The sequence below is a fragment of the Aeromonas sp. CA23 genome, assembly GCF_002587065.1.
In the GTDB taxonomy this organism is placed as follows: Bacteria; Pseudomonadota; Gammaproteobacteria; order Enterobacterales; family Aeromonadaceae; genus Aeromonas; species Aeromonas bestiarum.
In genome coordinates this window covers 275,001-288,071 of record NZ_CP023818.1, presented here as the reverse complement: position 1 = coordinate 288,071, position 13,071 = coordinate 275,001, and the positions used below count along the sequence as shown (strand labels likewise).

The 13,071-nt window shown below is 60.5% G+C and carries 11 protein-coding genes and 1 pseudogene; 5 read left to right on the top strand and 7 right to left on the bottom strand.

Annotation, left to right across the window (positions count from 1 at the left end; all coding sequences use genetic code 11):
- The first annotated feature begins 245 nt into the window (after nt 1-245).
- A complete protein-coding gene (locus CK910_RS01310; protein ID WP_098980742.1) occupies nt 246-1,949 on the top strand; it encodes an amidase in 1,704 nt (567 codons plus the stop codon).
- 214 nt (nt 1,950-2,163) lie between these two features.
- On the opposite strand, the gene CK910_RS01305 is transcribed toward CK910_RS01310, so the two are convergent.
- Nucleotides 2,164-2,892, bottom strand: coding sequence for an HNH endonuclease (locus tag CK910_RS01305; RefSeq protein ID WP_216640172.1), 729 nt, complete (start codon nt 2,890-2,892; stop codon nt 2,164-2,166).
- A 792-nt stretch (nt 2,893-3,684) separates the two neighbouring features.
- Between CK910_RS01305 and cphA the strand changes: the two genes are divergently transcribed.
- Both cphA and CK910_RS01295 read left to right on the top strand, forming a co-directional pair.
- A complete protein-coding gene (gene cphA / locus CK910_RS01300; protein ID WP_098980740.1) occupies nt 3,685-4,449 on the top strand; it encodes a CphA family subclass B2 metallo-beta-lactamase in 765 nt (254 codons plus the stop codon).
- 224 nt (nt 4,450-4,673) lie between these two features.
- On the top strand, nt 4,674-5,945 hold the full coding sequence (locus CK910_RS01295) for a hypothetical protein (RefSeq protein ID WP_098980739.1): 1,272 nt from the start codon (nt 4,674-4,676) through the stop codon (nt 5,943-5,945).
- Between the two features lie 88 nt (nt 5,946-6,033).
- Here the strand turns inward: CK910_RS01295 and CK910_RS01290 are convergent, their stop codons facing one another.
- Nucleotides 6,034-7,287, bottom strand: a complete 1,254-nt coding sequence (locus CK910_RS01290) for a DEAD/DEAH box helicase (RefSeq protein ID WP_098980738.1) — start codon at nt 7,285-7,287, stop codon at nt 6,034-6,036.
- 182 nt (nt 7,288-7,469) lie between these two features.
- Nucleotides 7,470-8,356 (bottom strand): annotated as a pseudogene (locus CK910_RS01285) (LysR family transcriptional regulator).
- A gap of 223 nt (nt 8,357-8,579) precedes the next feature.
- Between CK910_RS01285 and CK910_RS01280 the strand changes: the two are divergent.
- Nucleotides 8,580-9,809, top strand: a complete 1,230-nt coding sequence (locus CK910_RS01280) for an MFS transporter (protein WP_098980737.1) — start codon at nt 8,580-8,582, stop codon at nt 9,807-9,809.
- 12 nt (nt 9,810-9,821) lie between these two features.
- Here CK910_RS01280 and CK910_RS01275 read toward each other — a convergent pair whose 3' ends face one another.
- Nucleotides 9,822-10,277, bottom strand: coding sequence for a hypothetical protein (locus CK910_RS01275; RefSeq protein ID WP_098980736.1), 456 nt, complete (start codon nt 10,275-10,277; stop codon nt 9,822-9,824).
- Between the two features lie 170 nt (nt 10,278-10,447).
- On the opposite strand from CK910_RS01275, the gene CK910_RS01270 reads away from it, so the two are divergent.
- The gene (locus CK910_RS01270) at nt 10,448-11,356 is read left to right on the top strand and encodes an SAM hydrolase/SAM-dependent halogenase family protein (protein ID WP_098980735.1); all 909 of its coding nucleotides are present in this window, start codon (nt 10,448-10,450) and stop codon (nt 11,354-11,356) included.
- A gap of 53 nt (nt 11,357-11,409) precedes the next feature.
- On the opposite strand, the gene CK910_RS24240 is transcribed toward CK910_RS01270, so the two are convergent.
- The 3 genes from CK910_RS24240 to CK910_RS01255 form a co-directional block, all read right to left on the bottom strand.
- Nucleotides 11,410-11,673 carry a DUF6515 family protein gene (locus CK910_RS24240; RefSeq protein WP_367582015.1) on the bottom strand — a complete coding sequence of 88 codons (264 nt, stop codon included), beginning with the start codon at nt 11,671-11,673 and terminating at the stop codon, nt 11,410-11,412.
- Nucleotides 11,674-11,842: 169 nt separating this feature from the next.
- The gene (locus tag CK910_RS01260; RefSeq protein ID WP_172955198.1) at nt 11,843-12,136 is read right to left on the bottom strand and encodes a hypothetical protein; all 294 of its coding nucleotides are present in this window, start codon (nt 12,134-12,136) and stop codon (nt 11,843-11,845) included.
- Nucleotides 12,137-12,282: 146 nt separating this feature from the next.
- Nucleotides 12,283-12,843 carry a gamma carbonic anhydrase family protein gene (locus tag CK910_RS01255; RefSeq protein ID WP_042869323.1) on the bottom strand — a complete coding sequence of 187 codons (561 nt, stop codon included), beginning with the start codon at nt 12,841-12,843 and terminating at the stop codon, nt 12,283-12,285.
- Nucleotides 12,844-13,071: the final 228 nt, after the last annotated feature.

Sequence of the window (13,071 nt, the reverse complement as noted above, 5' to 3'; positions counted from 1 at the left end):
GAGGCCGTGATCAAGGCTCATGTGCTGCTCGGAATCCTCATGTATTCACATACACTCCGGTTCCTGCGCTGCTCTTCACCTTGCTGACGGCCTCTCGCGACGGGTCGTAAACCGGTTCCAAGCCAGCCGAGGTTGGTATTCAAAACCCCACGCTGGTGGGGTTTTATCTCTTGATGGTGTGATGGTCGCAGGCGCTGATGCGGCGACCACCATCACAAACAGTCACCCTTTTACAGGAGATCCCCATGATCGAAGTGACAGAGGTTTCCATTGCCGAGCTGCGCGGTGCGCTCGAAGCAGGCCGCACTACGGCGGTCGAACTGGTCAAGGCCTATCTGGCCCGTATCGCCGCCTACAACGGCCCCGAGACACAAACCCGCCTCAATGCCCTGGTGGTCGCCAACCCCGATGCACTGAAAGAAGCGCAAGCGTCCGATGCCCGCCGCGCCCGTGGCGAGACCCTGAGCCCGCTGGACGGCATCCCCTACACCGCCAAAGACAGCTATCTGGTCAAGGGGCTTACTGCCGCCTCCGGCAGCCCGGCCTTCAAGGATCTGGTCGCCCAGCGCGATGCCTTTACCGTTGAGCGCCTGCGCGCCGCCGGTGCCATCTGCCTTGGCAAAACCAATATGCCGCCCATGGCCAATGGTGGCATGCAGCGCGGCGTCTATGGCCGTGCCGAGAGCCCCTACAACGCCGACTACCTGACTGCGCCGTTTGCTTCCGGCTCCTCCAACGGTGCCGGTACCGGCACAGCCGCCAGCTTCTCAGCCTTCGGTCTGGCGGAAGAGACCTGGTCGAGCGGCCGTGGCCCGGCCTCCAACAACGGCCTGTGCGCCTACACACCGTCCCGTGGCGTCATCTCGGTGCGCGGCAACTGGCCGCTGACCCCGACCATGGATGTGGTGGTGCCCTACGCCCGCACCATGGCAGATCTGTTGGAAGTGCTTGACGTAGTGGTGGCGGACGATAGCGAGACCCGTGGCGATCTGTGGCGCCTGCAGCCCTGGGTCAAGATCCCCAAGGCCTCCGAGGTGCGCCCGGCCTCCTATCTTGAGCTGGCCGCCGGTGCCTCTGCCCTCAAGGGCAAGCGCCTCGGCGTGCCGCGCATGTTTATCAACAAGGATGAACTGGCCGGCACCAGCGAAAACCCCGGCATCGGCGGCCCGACCGGCCAGCGTATCCATACCCGTCCGTCGGTGATCGCCCTGTGGGAACAGGCCCGTCAGGCGCTGGAAGCCGCTGGCGCGATCGTTGTCGAAGTGGACTTCCCGCTGGTCTCCAACTGCGAAGGGGACAGACCCGGCGCGCCGACCGTGTTCAATCGCGGCATAGTCACCCCCGAGTTCCTCAACGACGAGCTGTGGGAGCTATCCGGCTGGGCGTTCGACGACTTCCTGCGCGCCAACGGCGATCCCAAGCTCAATAAGCTTGAGGACGTGGACGGGCCCAAGATCTTCCCCCACGATCCGGGCACGCTGCCAAACCGCGAGGGCGATCTGGCGGCGGGCATGGACGAGTACGTCAATATGGCCAAGCGCGGTCTCAAGCGCTTCGACGAGATAGCCTCGGTGCCGGACGGCCTGCGTGGTCTGGAAAAGACCCGCAAGCTGGATCTCGAGGACTGGATGGACGAGCTCCAGCTCGACGCCGTGCTGTTCCCCACCGTTGCCGACGTCGGCCCGGCTGATGCGGATGTGAATCCGGCCTCCGCCGATATCGCCTGGAGCAACGGCATCTGGGTCGCCAACGGCAACCTCGCCATTCGCCATCTCGGCGTACCGACCGTGACTGTCCCCATGGGCGTCATGGCCGATATCGGCATGCCGGTGGGCCTGACCTTCGCCGGTCGCGCCTATGACGACAACAAGCTGCTGCGCGTTGCCTCGGCCTTCGAGTCCACCGGCAACAAGCGCAAGGTGCCGCCGCGTACTCCGCCGTTGGGTTGATTGCAGTGAGGACTAGATAGCGCGGGGTTGTCCGCTCATAACGAAAATAAAGCCACTCGCTATATGGCGGGTGGTTTTTAATTTTTGAAATTGGTTGTGGAAAAACGATTTATATTGCGCAGGTTACGTGAAATATATTCCCTCCCTTTATCTTTATGCTTCCTAAAATCATTGATGATAAAAACACGTATTATATGGAGTGACGTTGTTTGTTTTAATACCAAGTTTGATAAAAGCTTGACGTAATTGCATCACCACCATGCTTATCGTTTTGATTGCATTGTTTACATAGTAACTGTATGTTTGATATGTCATTAAAACCAAAATTTGACAAAGGTACAATATGGTCATAGTTCGCTATATTATCCAAGTTTAATGTGCCTGAAAGATCTTTGTTACAGAGTACACAGCGCCCCCTATCTCTAAAATAAACGGCTTTTCTAACCCAGCTTGGAATGTTTTTCCTTTTTAGCTTGCCATTTTTCCTTATCAGATCATCTGATTTTGATTCAGCAGTATGTTCACGTTCCAAAGCGTTTGCCATCATTGTGTTAAACACAAGCATTAACATGCGATTTTGAAATAGAACATGGAATACTTCTTTTGATGTATGCTCAATGAGTTGTTCAAACGTTCCGCTAAACCTTAGTTCAAGAAGATAATCATAAATATCATCATTATCGCATGTCGTAAATTTCTTATCTCTTTCATGCAGAAAACTTGAGAAGCTTTCGTATTCCAACCCATGAAATGTCAACGCCAGTTCAATAGGTAAAACATCCCATTTTAAATGTTTATTTATTATTGGGAGATGAATATTATTTTTTATTAACTGTTGTCGTTCCTCCAAGTCAATATCACAGGTGTTATCCCAAGTGACATCATCTATTACAAACTCTAAAAAGTCATGAAAAACAGAGTGCTTTCTAAATGGTTGCAGCATATTTAGTATATTTCCATCGCCATGAAAGTCATGAAGGCTACGTAAATATGAGTCTTGCTCCATTAGAATGTTGGAAATTACGTTACAGAAATAATATGTTTCATAATATTTCACATTGAGCACTTTGTCCTCCTAACCTTAAGTGTTTTTTATAAAATAGTATTTTTAGTTTTATTTATTAAAATGGCTTTAGATATATAACCGCGTAGTCTACCTCAAAATAGCTGTAGATCCGAATAACGAAGCATATTCGGAATATCGCGAATAGGAGGTCACCGAGAAGCCGCTGGAGTCTAGGATTTCCAGCCTGTCTTGCCATGACTCGATGTGTGGCGGTAAACGGACGATTACGCTGCGCTAATCGTCCCTACATCATTGGGTTTATTGTGTTACCTCCCCCTCATCCCCGGCCCTTCTCCCACAAGGGGAGAAGGGGGCAGATATGCTCCGCTGATTGTGTGTTGGCTCTGTGGTGCGAGTGAATATGACTGGCTTGGAATTGGCACGGACCATCCCCTCTCCCTCGGGAGAGGGCCAGGGTGAGGGGCCGCTATCTGTGTTGTAGGTTCGTTTTGAGCCTTTACCTCCCTCCACTCTCCGCACCATCAATCGCAATGTTGGTTGTGGTTCGCAGCTGTTCTCTCCTGATTTTTTCTGAATTCCACCTGACTTCACCCAGACTTCACAGAACCCCATTTTCCCTTCACAAATCCCCCGTATTTTCTGCCCACTGCTGAAAAGGCCCGGCTTGCCACAGGGGTGGCGAGGGGGCGGTTGGTTCGAGGGAGCAAGATGATGAAAGGTTGGATGAAATGTGGGCTGGCCGGGGCCCTGGTGCTGGTGGCGAGCTTCTGGGGTGGCAGCGTGCATGCGGCGGCGATCTCCCTCACTCAGGTGAGCGGCCCCGTGTATGTGGTGGAAGACAACTACTACGTCAAAGAGAACTCCATGGTCTATTTCGGGGCCAAGGGGGTGACGGTAGTGGGGGCGACTTGGACGCCGGATACCGCCCGCGAGCTGCACAAGCTGATCAAGCGGGTCAGCAGCAAGCCCGTGCTGGAGGTGATCAACACCAACTATCACACCGACAGGGCGGGGGGTAACGCCTACTGGAAGTCCATCGGCGCCAGGGTGGTATCGACCCGCCAGACCCGGGATCTGATGAAGAGCGACTGGGCCGAAATTGTCGCCTTTACCCGCAAGGGGCTGCCTGAGTACCCGGACTTGCCACTGGTGCTGCCAAACGAAGTGCACGATGGCGACTTCACCCTGCAAGAGGGCAAGGTGCGCGCCTTCTACGCGGGCCCGGCCCACACGCCGGATGGCATCTTCGTCTACTTCCCCGACGAGCAGGTGCTCTATGGCAACTGCATCCTCAAGGAGACGCTGGGCAACCTGAGCTTTGCCGATGTGAAGGCCTATCCGCAGACGCTGGCGCGGCTCAAGGCGATGAAGCTGCCGATCAAGATTGTGGTGGGTGGTCACGACTCGCCGCTGCACGGCCCCGAGCTGATTGATCACTACGAGACGCTGATCAAGGCCGCGCCGCAGGCATAGAGAACCAGGCCGCAGGGGTAACAAGAGACGCCTCACCCTTGACAGGTGCTGGCCAGAGAAAACGCCCGAACGGGCGTTTTCCTGTTTTCAGCGTACCGGATTTCCTGTGGCCGATCTCCGAGTCTTGCCAATCGGCAGCCGGCCCCCGGCATTAAGGCTGTTCAAGCCGGGTGCGCTTTCATAAGATGGATTCCTCTCTGGCCAGCCATTAACAAGCAATTGATATGCAATATAAATCCCTCGAGCGGCTGAAGCAGGCCTTTGTCACCGGCATGTGGGCGTCGCTTGCCAGCATAGTTATCGGCTTTGCCTTCAAGGTGTGGCTGGCGCAGTGGGTGGCCAAGGGGGATCTGGCGCTGTTCAACAGCGTGGTGGATTTGATCTCCTTGTCGCTGATCCTGATGACCGGCTTTCGCTCCTCCATGGTGGTGAGCTACTCCCAGACCAAGAACGATAGAGACATCATCAATATCTTCCGCTACTTCCTCATCGGCATGGTGCTGCTCACCTGGGGGCTGGTGATCCCCTATATCAAGCACGGGCTCCATATCCGGGTGGAGTACCTGCAACTGGTGGGGGTCATCTTCGGGCTGGGGCTCAAGGTCTATTTCACCAATCTGGTGGCCATGTACCGCATGTACGATATCTCCAACAGGGTCACCTGGCTGGAGCCGCTCGCCAATGCCCTGCTGTTTATGGCCTGCTACTTCGGGCTGGGGATGGATGCGCTCTCGTCGCTCTTCTACGGGCTGACCTCCTCTTCGCTGGTCATCGCCGGTTATATGTATCTCTATCGGCGCAGGGCCATCGCCACCCGGCCGCTGGCCAAAGTCGAGCTCGGCCCCGAGATGCGCAGCTATGTGAAGAAGAGCTTTACCGCCTCGCTGGAGGCAGGGGCCAGCATCCTGATGATCTACATTACCGTGCTGCTCACCATACGCCACTTCAGCATCGACGAGCTGGGGGATTTCCAGGTGGTGGTGCGCCCCATCTTCACCTATATGACGCTGCTGTTTGTGTTCCCCATCTACCGCTTCGTGCTGCCCGAGCTGGCAGTCAATCTGCGCAACGGCGATCACCGCCAGATCAGGATGATCCGCCGCTGGATCTTCCGCCTCTCCGCCATCGTCAGCCTGGTGTTCTTTGTGCTGATGCTGCTGGCGGGCAAGCCGCTGGTGTTGCTGCTGTTCCCCGTCGACTATGTGGGGGCCGTGCCCGTGCTGTTCCATTTCTCCATCTTCTTCATCTTCATGATGCTCAACGGCTATCAGCTCGCCTATATCAAGGCCCACGGCCACTTCACCCAGAGCCTGCTGATCCGCCTGGTCGGCATAGTGGCGCTGGTCGCCGCCTACTATCTGGTGGCCCAGTTCACCAGCAACGTGGTGGCCATTATCGTGGCGCTGGGGCTGGGCTATATGGTGATGTTTATCCTCTCCACCCTGGCGGAGCGGCAGATCCTGAAATCCCTGCCACTGGTGCTGGCGGCCCGCTAGCTGATCAGTCGCAAAGGGTGGCGCTGGCCTGTATCGGACAATAAAAAACGCCCATGCGGGCGTTTTTTATTGTCGGCGTTGGGGCGGCTTAACGCTTGGCCTTGCCGCTCTTGTTGCCACCGCCGAGGGCCTGCTTTCTGGCTCGCTGCTTCTGGGCCGCCTTGCCGTTGCGGCGTGGCTCGGGTTCGAAGCGGGTGAGGTCGGGCTCAAAGCCCGGGAACCACTGCTGGGGCAAGCGGGTGTCGAGCACGGCTTCCACCTTTTCCAAGAGCGGCGCATCTTCCGGGCTGAACAAGGTGATGGCCAGCCCTTTGTTGCCGGCGCGGCCGGTGCGACCGATGCGGTGGACGTAATCCTCTGCGACAAACGGGAACTCGAGGTTGATCACGTAGTTGAGATCGCTGATATCGAGGCCGCGGGCCGCCACATCGGTGGCGACCAGGGCCTGCAGGGTGCCGGCGCGAAACTCCAGCAGCACCTTCTCCCGTGCCCCTTGCGACAGATCGCCGTGGAAGGCCAGCGCATTGATGCCCGCCTTGCCGAGCTGCTGGGCCAGCTTGTCGGCCCCCTGCCGGGTGCGGCTGAAGATAAGCACAGGCGCCCAGCCCTTCACCTTGATCAGGTGCTCCAGCAACGCCAGCTTGCGCTCGCCATCCACCGCATAGATCCGCTGCTCCACCTCGGCCGCCGTGGTGTTGCGCGGTGCCACTTCGATCAGTTCGGGGTCGCGCAGCAGCACACGGCTCAAGGCAAACAGGTTGTCGTCGCAGGTGGCGGAGAAGAGCAGGGTCTGGCGATCCGCCGGTATCTGTTTGAGCAGCGCCTTTATCTCGTCCATAAAGCCCATGTCGAGCATGCGATCCGCCTCGTCAAACACCAGATGGCTGAGGTGCTCAAGGCTCAAGGCCCCCTGGCGCAGATGGTCGAGCAGCCGACCCGGGGTGGCGATCAGCAGATCCACCCCGGCTTTCAGCGCCTCCACCTGCGCGGCTATGCTGACCCCGCCATAGACCAGGGCGCTGGTGAGGTTGGTGCCCTTGGCGTAGCGCGCGACGCTCTCGTGCACCTGCACCGCCAGCTCGCGGGTCGGCACCAGCACCAGGGCGCGGATCGGGCGGGATGCATCGCTCGCCGGGTGCTGCATCAGTTGCTCCAGCAGCGGCAGCACGAAGGCGGCTGTCTTGCCTGTGCCTGTCTGGGCCCCCGCCATCAGATCGCGCCCCGCCAGAATGACGGGGATGGCGCTGGCCTGGATCGGGGTGGGCGCGGCATAGCCGAGTTCGGTCAGGGTCTGCTGCAGACGGGGGGAGAGGGCCAGTTCGGCAAAGGAGGCAATGGACATAGGGGCACCAGTGTGGGGTTATCGCGGCCAGGGCCACGACAGAAACAATCGTAGTGGCCGGCATGGTAACAGAAGCGGGGGCATGGGCAGAAGGCGGGCGAGAGGAGTGGGCCTCTATCTCGCGCCGCGCCCTGCAGGTCGGGCTCGGGAGCTGCACCATGGCGAGCAGCTCCCTGTGGCGGTCAGCGGCAGTGAAACACCTCTTCCAGTGCATCCACCACGGCGCGTACCCGGCTGGCCTTCTGCAGGTCGGGGTGGAGCACCAGCCAGATGTCGACCGGATCGCTGAGGGCGGGCAGGACGCGCACCAGCTCAGTTTCTTTGTCTGCCAGAAAGGTGGAAAGCAGGGCTATTCCCAGCCCCTGGCGGGCCGCCGCCAGCAACAGCAGCTGGGCATTGCACTGCAGCACCACGTTCGGTTCGTGCAGCGGCTCCCCGCACAGGCTGTGCCAGTGGCGGGAGACCAGCTCCTTGGCAAACAGCAGCAGGGCGTGCTGACTCAGGCCGTGGCCGCTCTTGGGCGTGCCGTGGCGAGCCAGATAGTCGCGAGAGGCGTAGAGCCCCATCTCTATGGTGGTGAGCCGCTTGATCACCAGCTCGTCGTTGTCGGGGCGCAGCCCCCGGATGGCGAGATCGGCCTCCCGGTAGGCGATGTCGCTGACGCTGACCGCCGTCTGCAGGCTGAGCCGGATACCTGGGTGGCGCTCGCGCAGCAGGGTGAGGGCGGGCAGCACGAAGGCCTGGGCCAGGGTGTCCGTGGTGGCAATGCGCACCTCGCCGCACAGGCTCTGATCCCCGGCGCTCGCCTTGCGCTCTATGGCCTTGATGGCCTGTTCCATGGCGCTGGCATCCGCCAGCATGGTTTCGCCTAGGGGGGGGGGGGGGGGGGGGGGCTCAGATCATAGAGTTTGGGGGTACGGATAAAGAGCTTGGAGCCCAGATTCTGCTCCAGTGCCGTGATGCGGCGCCCGACGGTGGCCTGATCGACCCCCAGCACCCCGGCCGCGCCACGCAGTGTGCCCTGTCGTGCCAATGCGAGAAAAAAACGTGCGTCGTCCCAGTTGATCATCGAGCCTCCCACTCAAAGTGCCCCCTCGGGGCGAGCCCATTAGAAGCCAGCGCAGGCGGGATCACAAGGCGAGCGTGGCCTTGTTGGCATGCAAATAGATGTCATCGGTATGCATTATTGAAGCAACATGATGCATTTGTGCCGCTGTCGGGAGGGATAGACGGGCGCTATCATGGCCGACTCTCGTCAGCGGGGCTCGGCCTCGCGTTCATCGGAGTTGTGCATGTCATCATCCCTCTGTGCCGCCCCCTCTGCGGCGGCTACCTCTCATCGCGCCATCCTGCTGTTTCTGCCGCTGGCCCTGATGTCGGCGTTGCTCAACAGCAGCGTGCCCACCCCCCTCTATCCCCACTACCAGCAGGTACTGGCGCTGAGCGATGTCAGCCTCACCCTGATCTATGGCGGCTACGCGGCCGGGGTGCTCATCTCCTTGTTCGGGGTGGGCAATCTGGCGGGGCGGGTGGCGGACTTGCGCGCCATGATATTGCCGGCGCTGCTGGCGGTTGCGGGGGGCGCCCTGCTCTTTTCCCTGGCCGATTCGTTCTGGTCGCTGCTGCTGGCACGGGTGCTGGCCGGGATTGGCACGGGAGCCCTGACCGGCGCCGCCAATGTGGCCCTGCTGCGTTTCGGCCCCCGCGACGGCGGCAAGCGGGCGGCCCTCAGTGCGACCCTCTCCTTCACCGCCGGACTGGCGCTCGGCCCGGTATTCAGCGGGTTGGCGTTGCAGCTGGACTTCTATCCGACTCAGCTGCCCTTCCTGCTCATCATGGGGCTGGCGGCCTGCGCCATGACAGGTGTTGTGCTGAGCTGGCCCGCCAGCGCGCAAGGGACGCCGGCCGCGGCGCACGGGCAGGGCAAGGGATCCCTGGGGGAAGGGCTCAAGGCCACTGGCGTTGCATTCTTTCTCTGCGCGGCGGCCCTGTTTACCGCCTGGGCGGTGGCGGCCAGCCTGCTGGCAATCGGCCCCAAGGTGGTGAGCCAGTTGCTGGGGCTGCGGGATCTCGGCCTGTTCGGCTATCTGATCGCGGCTTATATGGTGCTCTCCGGCCTGTGCCAGCTCTGGGCCCGCCGCCTCGATGCCCGCCATACCCTGCAGAGCGGTTGCCTGGCGCTGGCACTCTGCGTGCTGCTGTTTACCGGCGCCGTGCACGTCCAGTCGCTCTGGTTGGCGGGGCTTGGGCTGCTGGTGGCAGGTTACGCCCAGGGCGCCGTGTTTGTCGGCAGTGCGACCCTGGTCAACCGCATCTCCCCCGGCGCCAGCCACGCCCGGCTGGTGTCGCTCTTCTATGTGATCGCCTATGTGGCGAACTGGGTGCCTGTGCTGCTGGGCTGGGTGAGTGACAGTGTCGGCCTGCGGGCGGCGGTGGATCTGCTCGCCGTCGGCAGCGTGTTGATCAGCCTTGGGCTAGCCTGGGGGGTATGGCGCAGTCGCTTCGAGCGGGCTGCGACTTGATAGGCTCACCCATCAATCCGCCAGCAACACGCGTTTGGCATCCAGATGGTGCATCCATTCCCGCAGGATCAGCAGCACGGCGGCAAAGCGTCGCCCCTTGGGCAGCTGGGCCGCCGCCAGCGGATCCCCTTCCACCATGGCGGCACACTGGCCGAACAGCTGCTCTATGCTCTCCCGGCTCAGCTCATGGCTGCCGAGCTCGCCAGCCAGCGGGAGCGGGCTGTGCAGCGTCACCAGCTCGTGGGCCGGAATGCGGGCCGCCAGCGGCATCAGCACATCCTCCACCACCATGATGGCTTGCTCCAGTTCGAGTGCGCTTGGCGGATCCTGGCGAAACGGGGCCGGCGTCATGGCCTCGAGACCAAATGCCAGCTTGTAGGTGATGGTGATGCCGTCTGCCTGGGTGATCTGCACCTTGCTGGTTTGCTCCCCCAGCTTCAGCATGATGGCGGGGTGGCTGCTTGTCATGGGATCTCCTTGCCGTGTTGATGACCAGCTCTATCCATACACCCGCCCATGCTCGCTGGCGAGGGCTTTCAGCTCCCCCATCCGGGTGATACGGCTTGCAAACTTGGTTATTGATGGCATTCTGGATGTCTAAATGGCTATTTTCATCTCTACGCTTCAGGAGTTCTGATATGGATATTCGCACCGCTCCCCGCGCTCTCGCGCTCGCCCTCCTGCTGACCAGCAGTCTCGCCTGTGCCAATGAGGCCCTGGTGATCCAGACCGATTTTGGTCTCAAGGATGGCGCCGTGTCGGCCATGAAGGGGGTCGCCTTCGGTGTGGATCGCACCCTGCCGCTCTATGATCTGACCCACGAGATCCCGGCCTACAACATCTGGGAAGCCTCCTACCGCCTCTATCAGACCATCAACTACTGGCCCAAGGGCACAGTCTTCGTCAGCGTGGTGGATCCGGGCGTGGGCACGGCGCGACACTCAGTGGTGCTCAAGACCAGGAGTGGTCACTACATAGTCTCGCCGGACAACGGCACCCTGACCCTGGTAGCCGAACACTTCGGCATCGAGGCGGTGCGCCAGATCGACGAGAAGCGCAATCGCCTCAAGGGCTCCGAGAAGTCCTACACCTTCCACGGCCGCGACGTTTACGCCTACACCGGCGCCCGGTTGGCCTCCGGTGCCATCAGCTATGAGCAGGTGGGCCCGCTGCTGCCGGCCGAGGTGGTGAAGATCCCTTATCAGCCGGCAGTGGCCGAGCAAGACGACACCGTCAAGGGCACAATCCCGATCCTGGATGTGCAGTACGGCAACGTCTGGACCAACATAGACGAGACACTGCTCACCAAGGCGGGCGTCAACAAGGGGGATCAGGCCTGCCTCAAGATCAGCGAAGGGGACGTGCTCAAGTACGAGGGCAAGGCCCCCTACGTCAGCAGCTTCGGCGATGTGCCACAAGGCCAGCCGCTGGTCTACCTCAACAGCCTGCTGCAGGTCTCGGTGGCGCTGAACATGGACAGCTTCGCCGCCAAACATCAGGTGCAGTCCGGTGCCAACTGGCATATCAGCCTGAAGAAGTGCTCATGATCATCAGCTGACACCACTCACAGCGGGCGCCACGGCGCCCGTTTTGTTGCTGCTTACCGCAGTGCGGCGGGGGGAGGCACTTCTATATAGCGCCCGTCCAGCTCCCTCTGGTAGTAGTGGCCGGCTCTGACGTAGTAGCGACGGCCATCCAGATCCAGCGGGATGAGGCTCGCGTCCGTTTGCACCTCGACAGCCTGGCTTGGCGGCGTGACCACCACATAGTGACTCTCCTGCTGCTGGTAATAGATGCCGCCGAGCACATAGTAGGTGAGCCCGGCCAGCAAGACTGTCTCCACCCCGCCGGGCAGCAGATCGATGCGATGGCCCGGCGCGGGGGCGGACTAGGGGCCTGCATAGTGGCCATGGCGGGTCGCGGGAGGCGACATCTCCCGTCCCGGCGGGCCGCCAGGTCCACCCCCGCCAGCACTCGCGGGGAGGGTGATGAGCAGCGCCAATGCCCAGGGCAAGGAGCTATCCCTGTTCATCCTATTGGCCCTTGAGCGGGGCTGTGGCGGACTGGAGCCTAATTGGCTGGGGTGGCAGCTCCCGCACGCTGACCATCACCTCGTAACCTTTGTTGGCCTCGGCGGCGGGGATGTTCTTGAACAGCTCCTGGGCCGTGGCCCGGGGATCCTTGCTCTGCTTGCTGGCCTGATAGAGAACCGGGGGTGGCGCCGGCATCTGAGCGCCGGGGTGGCCTGGCATGGGGGGCGGCATGTCGCTGGCGTGTACAGACAGGCTGCCGAGCAGCAGGGGCAACAGGAGGGCTTTGCATGACATGGGATGACTCCGTCCGGGTGAATATGGCCCATCAAACGCCAGCCAGGCTCTGCGCTCAATCGCTTTTACACCCTCTTTTCACCCCCTTTACAGTTGTGACAACGGGCGCCTGGGCGCCCGTTGCGTGTCATGGGAGGAGGTCGGCCTCAAAACTCGTTGGAGAGCGCCTTGTAACCCTTGACCAGATCTATGTTGGTGTGGGCCACGTCCTCGGAGAACTCGGTGGCATCCACTGTGACCCTGGGGATCTCGGCCAGATCGCTCTGCTGGTTGATGCGAGTGGTGGAGGGCACATAGAAGCCGGGCGGCAGATCGCAGCCATCCACCACAGAGTTGTGGCGCACCACCGAACCTTCACCTATGTGGCAGTTGAACAGCACGCTGTTGAAGCCGATGAAGACCCGGTTTCCCACTTCGCAGGGCCCGTGCACTATGCTGCGGTGGGCGATGGATGTGTACTCGCCTATGGTGACGGCGGCGCCGGACTTGGAGTGGATCACCACACCGTCCTGAATGTTGGAGTTGGCGCCTATGATGATGGGCTCCATGTCGCCACTGGCATCCACCTCGTCGGCGCGGATCACCGCATAGGGGCCGACAAACACGTTTTCCTTGATGATCACCTTGCCACAGATGATGGCAGTCTTGTCGATATAGGCTGATTCGTCGATGACCGGCAGGTGGCCGGAAGGATTCTTGCGGATCATGTTACATCCTGTTGAAGATGAAATCGGGACGGGGAAAAGGCGAGACCACTGGCCTGCCGGTGGGTCAGCTTACGCCTGTGGGCCGGGAGGGGGAACCCTTTACTGGTCTGACCCTTGGGGTGGTGCGCTCATCTTCTCGGGGTGTTCCCGACGCGCAAATTATGGGAGCATGATTTCTGCCGAACGGGCCGCGTGGCCCGCCTGGTACTCTTTTGATATAAGGCTGGA

What these genes read in the sequence shown, in the direction of transcription:
- cphA (WP_098980740.1), top strand. Translation starts at nt 3,685, where the DNA reads ATGATGAAAGGTTGGATGAAATGTGGGCTGGCCGGGGCCCTGGTGCTG.
- CK910_RS01275 (WP_098980736.1), bottom strand. Translation starts at nt 10,277, where the DNA reads ATGACAAGCAGCCACCCCGCCATCATGCTGAAGCTGGGGGAGCAAACC.
- CK910_RS01290 (WP_098980738.1), bottom strand. Translation starts at nt 7,287, where the DNA reads ATGTCCATTGCCTCCTTTGCCGAACTGGCCCTCTCCCCCCGTCTGCAG.
- CK910_RS01280 (WP_098980737.1), top strand. Translation starts at nt 8,580, where the DNA reads ATGTCATCATCCCTCTGTGCCGCCCCCTCTGCGGCGGCTACCTCTCAT.
- CK910_RS01270 (WP_098980735.1), top strand. Translation starts at nt 10,448, where the DNA reads ATGGATATTCGCACCGCTCCCCGCGCTCTCGCGCTCGCCCTCCTGCTG.
- CK910_RS01255 (WP_042869323.1), bottom strand. Translation starts at nt 12,843, where the DNA reads ATGATCCGCAAGAATCCTTCCGGCCACCTGCCGGTCATCGACGAATCA.
- CK910_RS01305 (WP_216640172.1), bottom strand. Translation starts at nt 2,892, where the DNA reads ATGCTGCAACCATTTAGAAAGCACTCTGTTTTTCATGACTTTTTAGAG.
- CK910_RS01295 (WP_098980739.1), top strand. Translation starts at nt 4,674, where the DNA reads ATGCAATATAAATCCCTCGAGCGGCTGAAGCAGGCCTTTGTCACCGGC.
- CK910_RS01310 (WP_098980742.1), top strand. Translation starts at nt 246, where the DNA reads ATGATCGAAGTGACAGAGGTTTCCATTGCCGAGCTGCGCGGTGCGCTC.
- CK910_RS01260 (WP_172955198.1), bottom strand. Translation starts at nt 12,136, where the DNA reads ATGTCATGCAAAGCCCTCCTGTTGCCCCTGCTGCTCGGCAGCCTGTCT.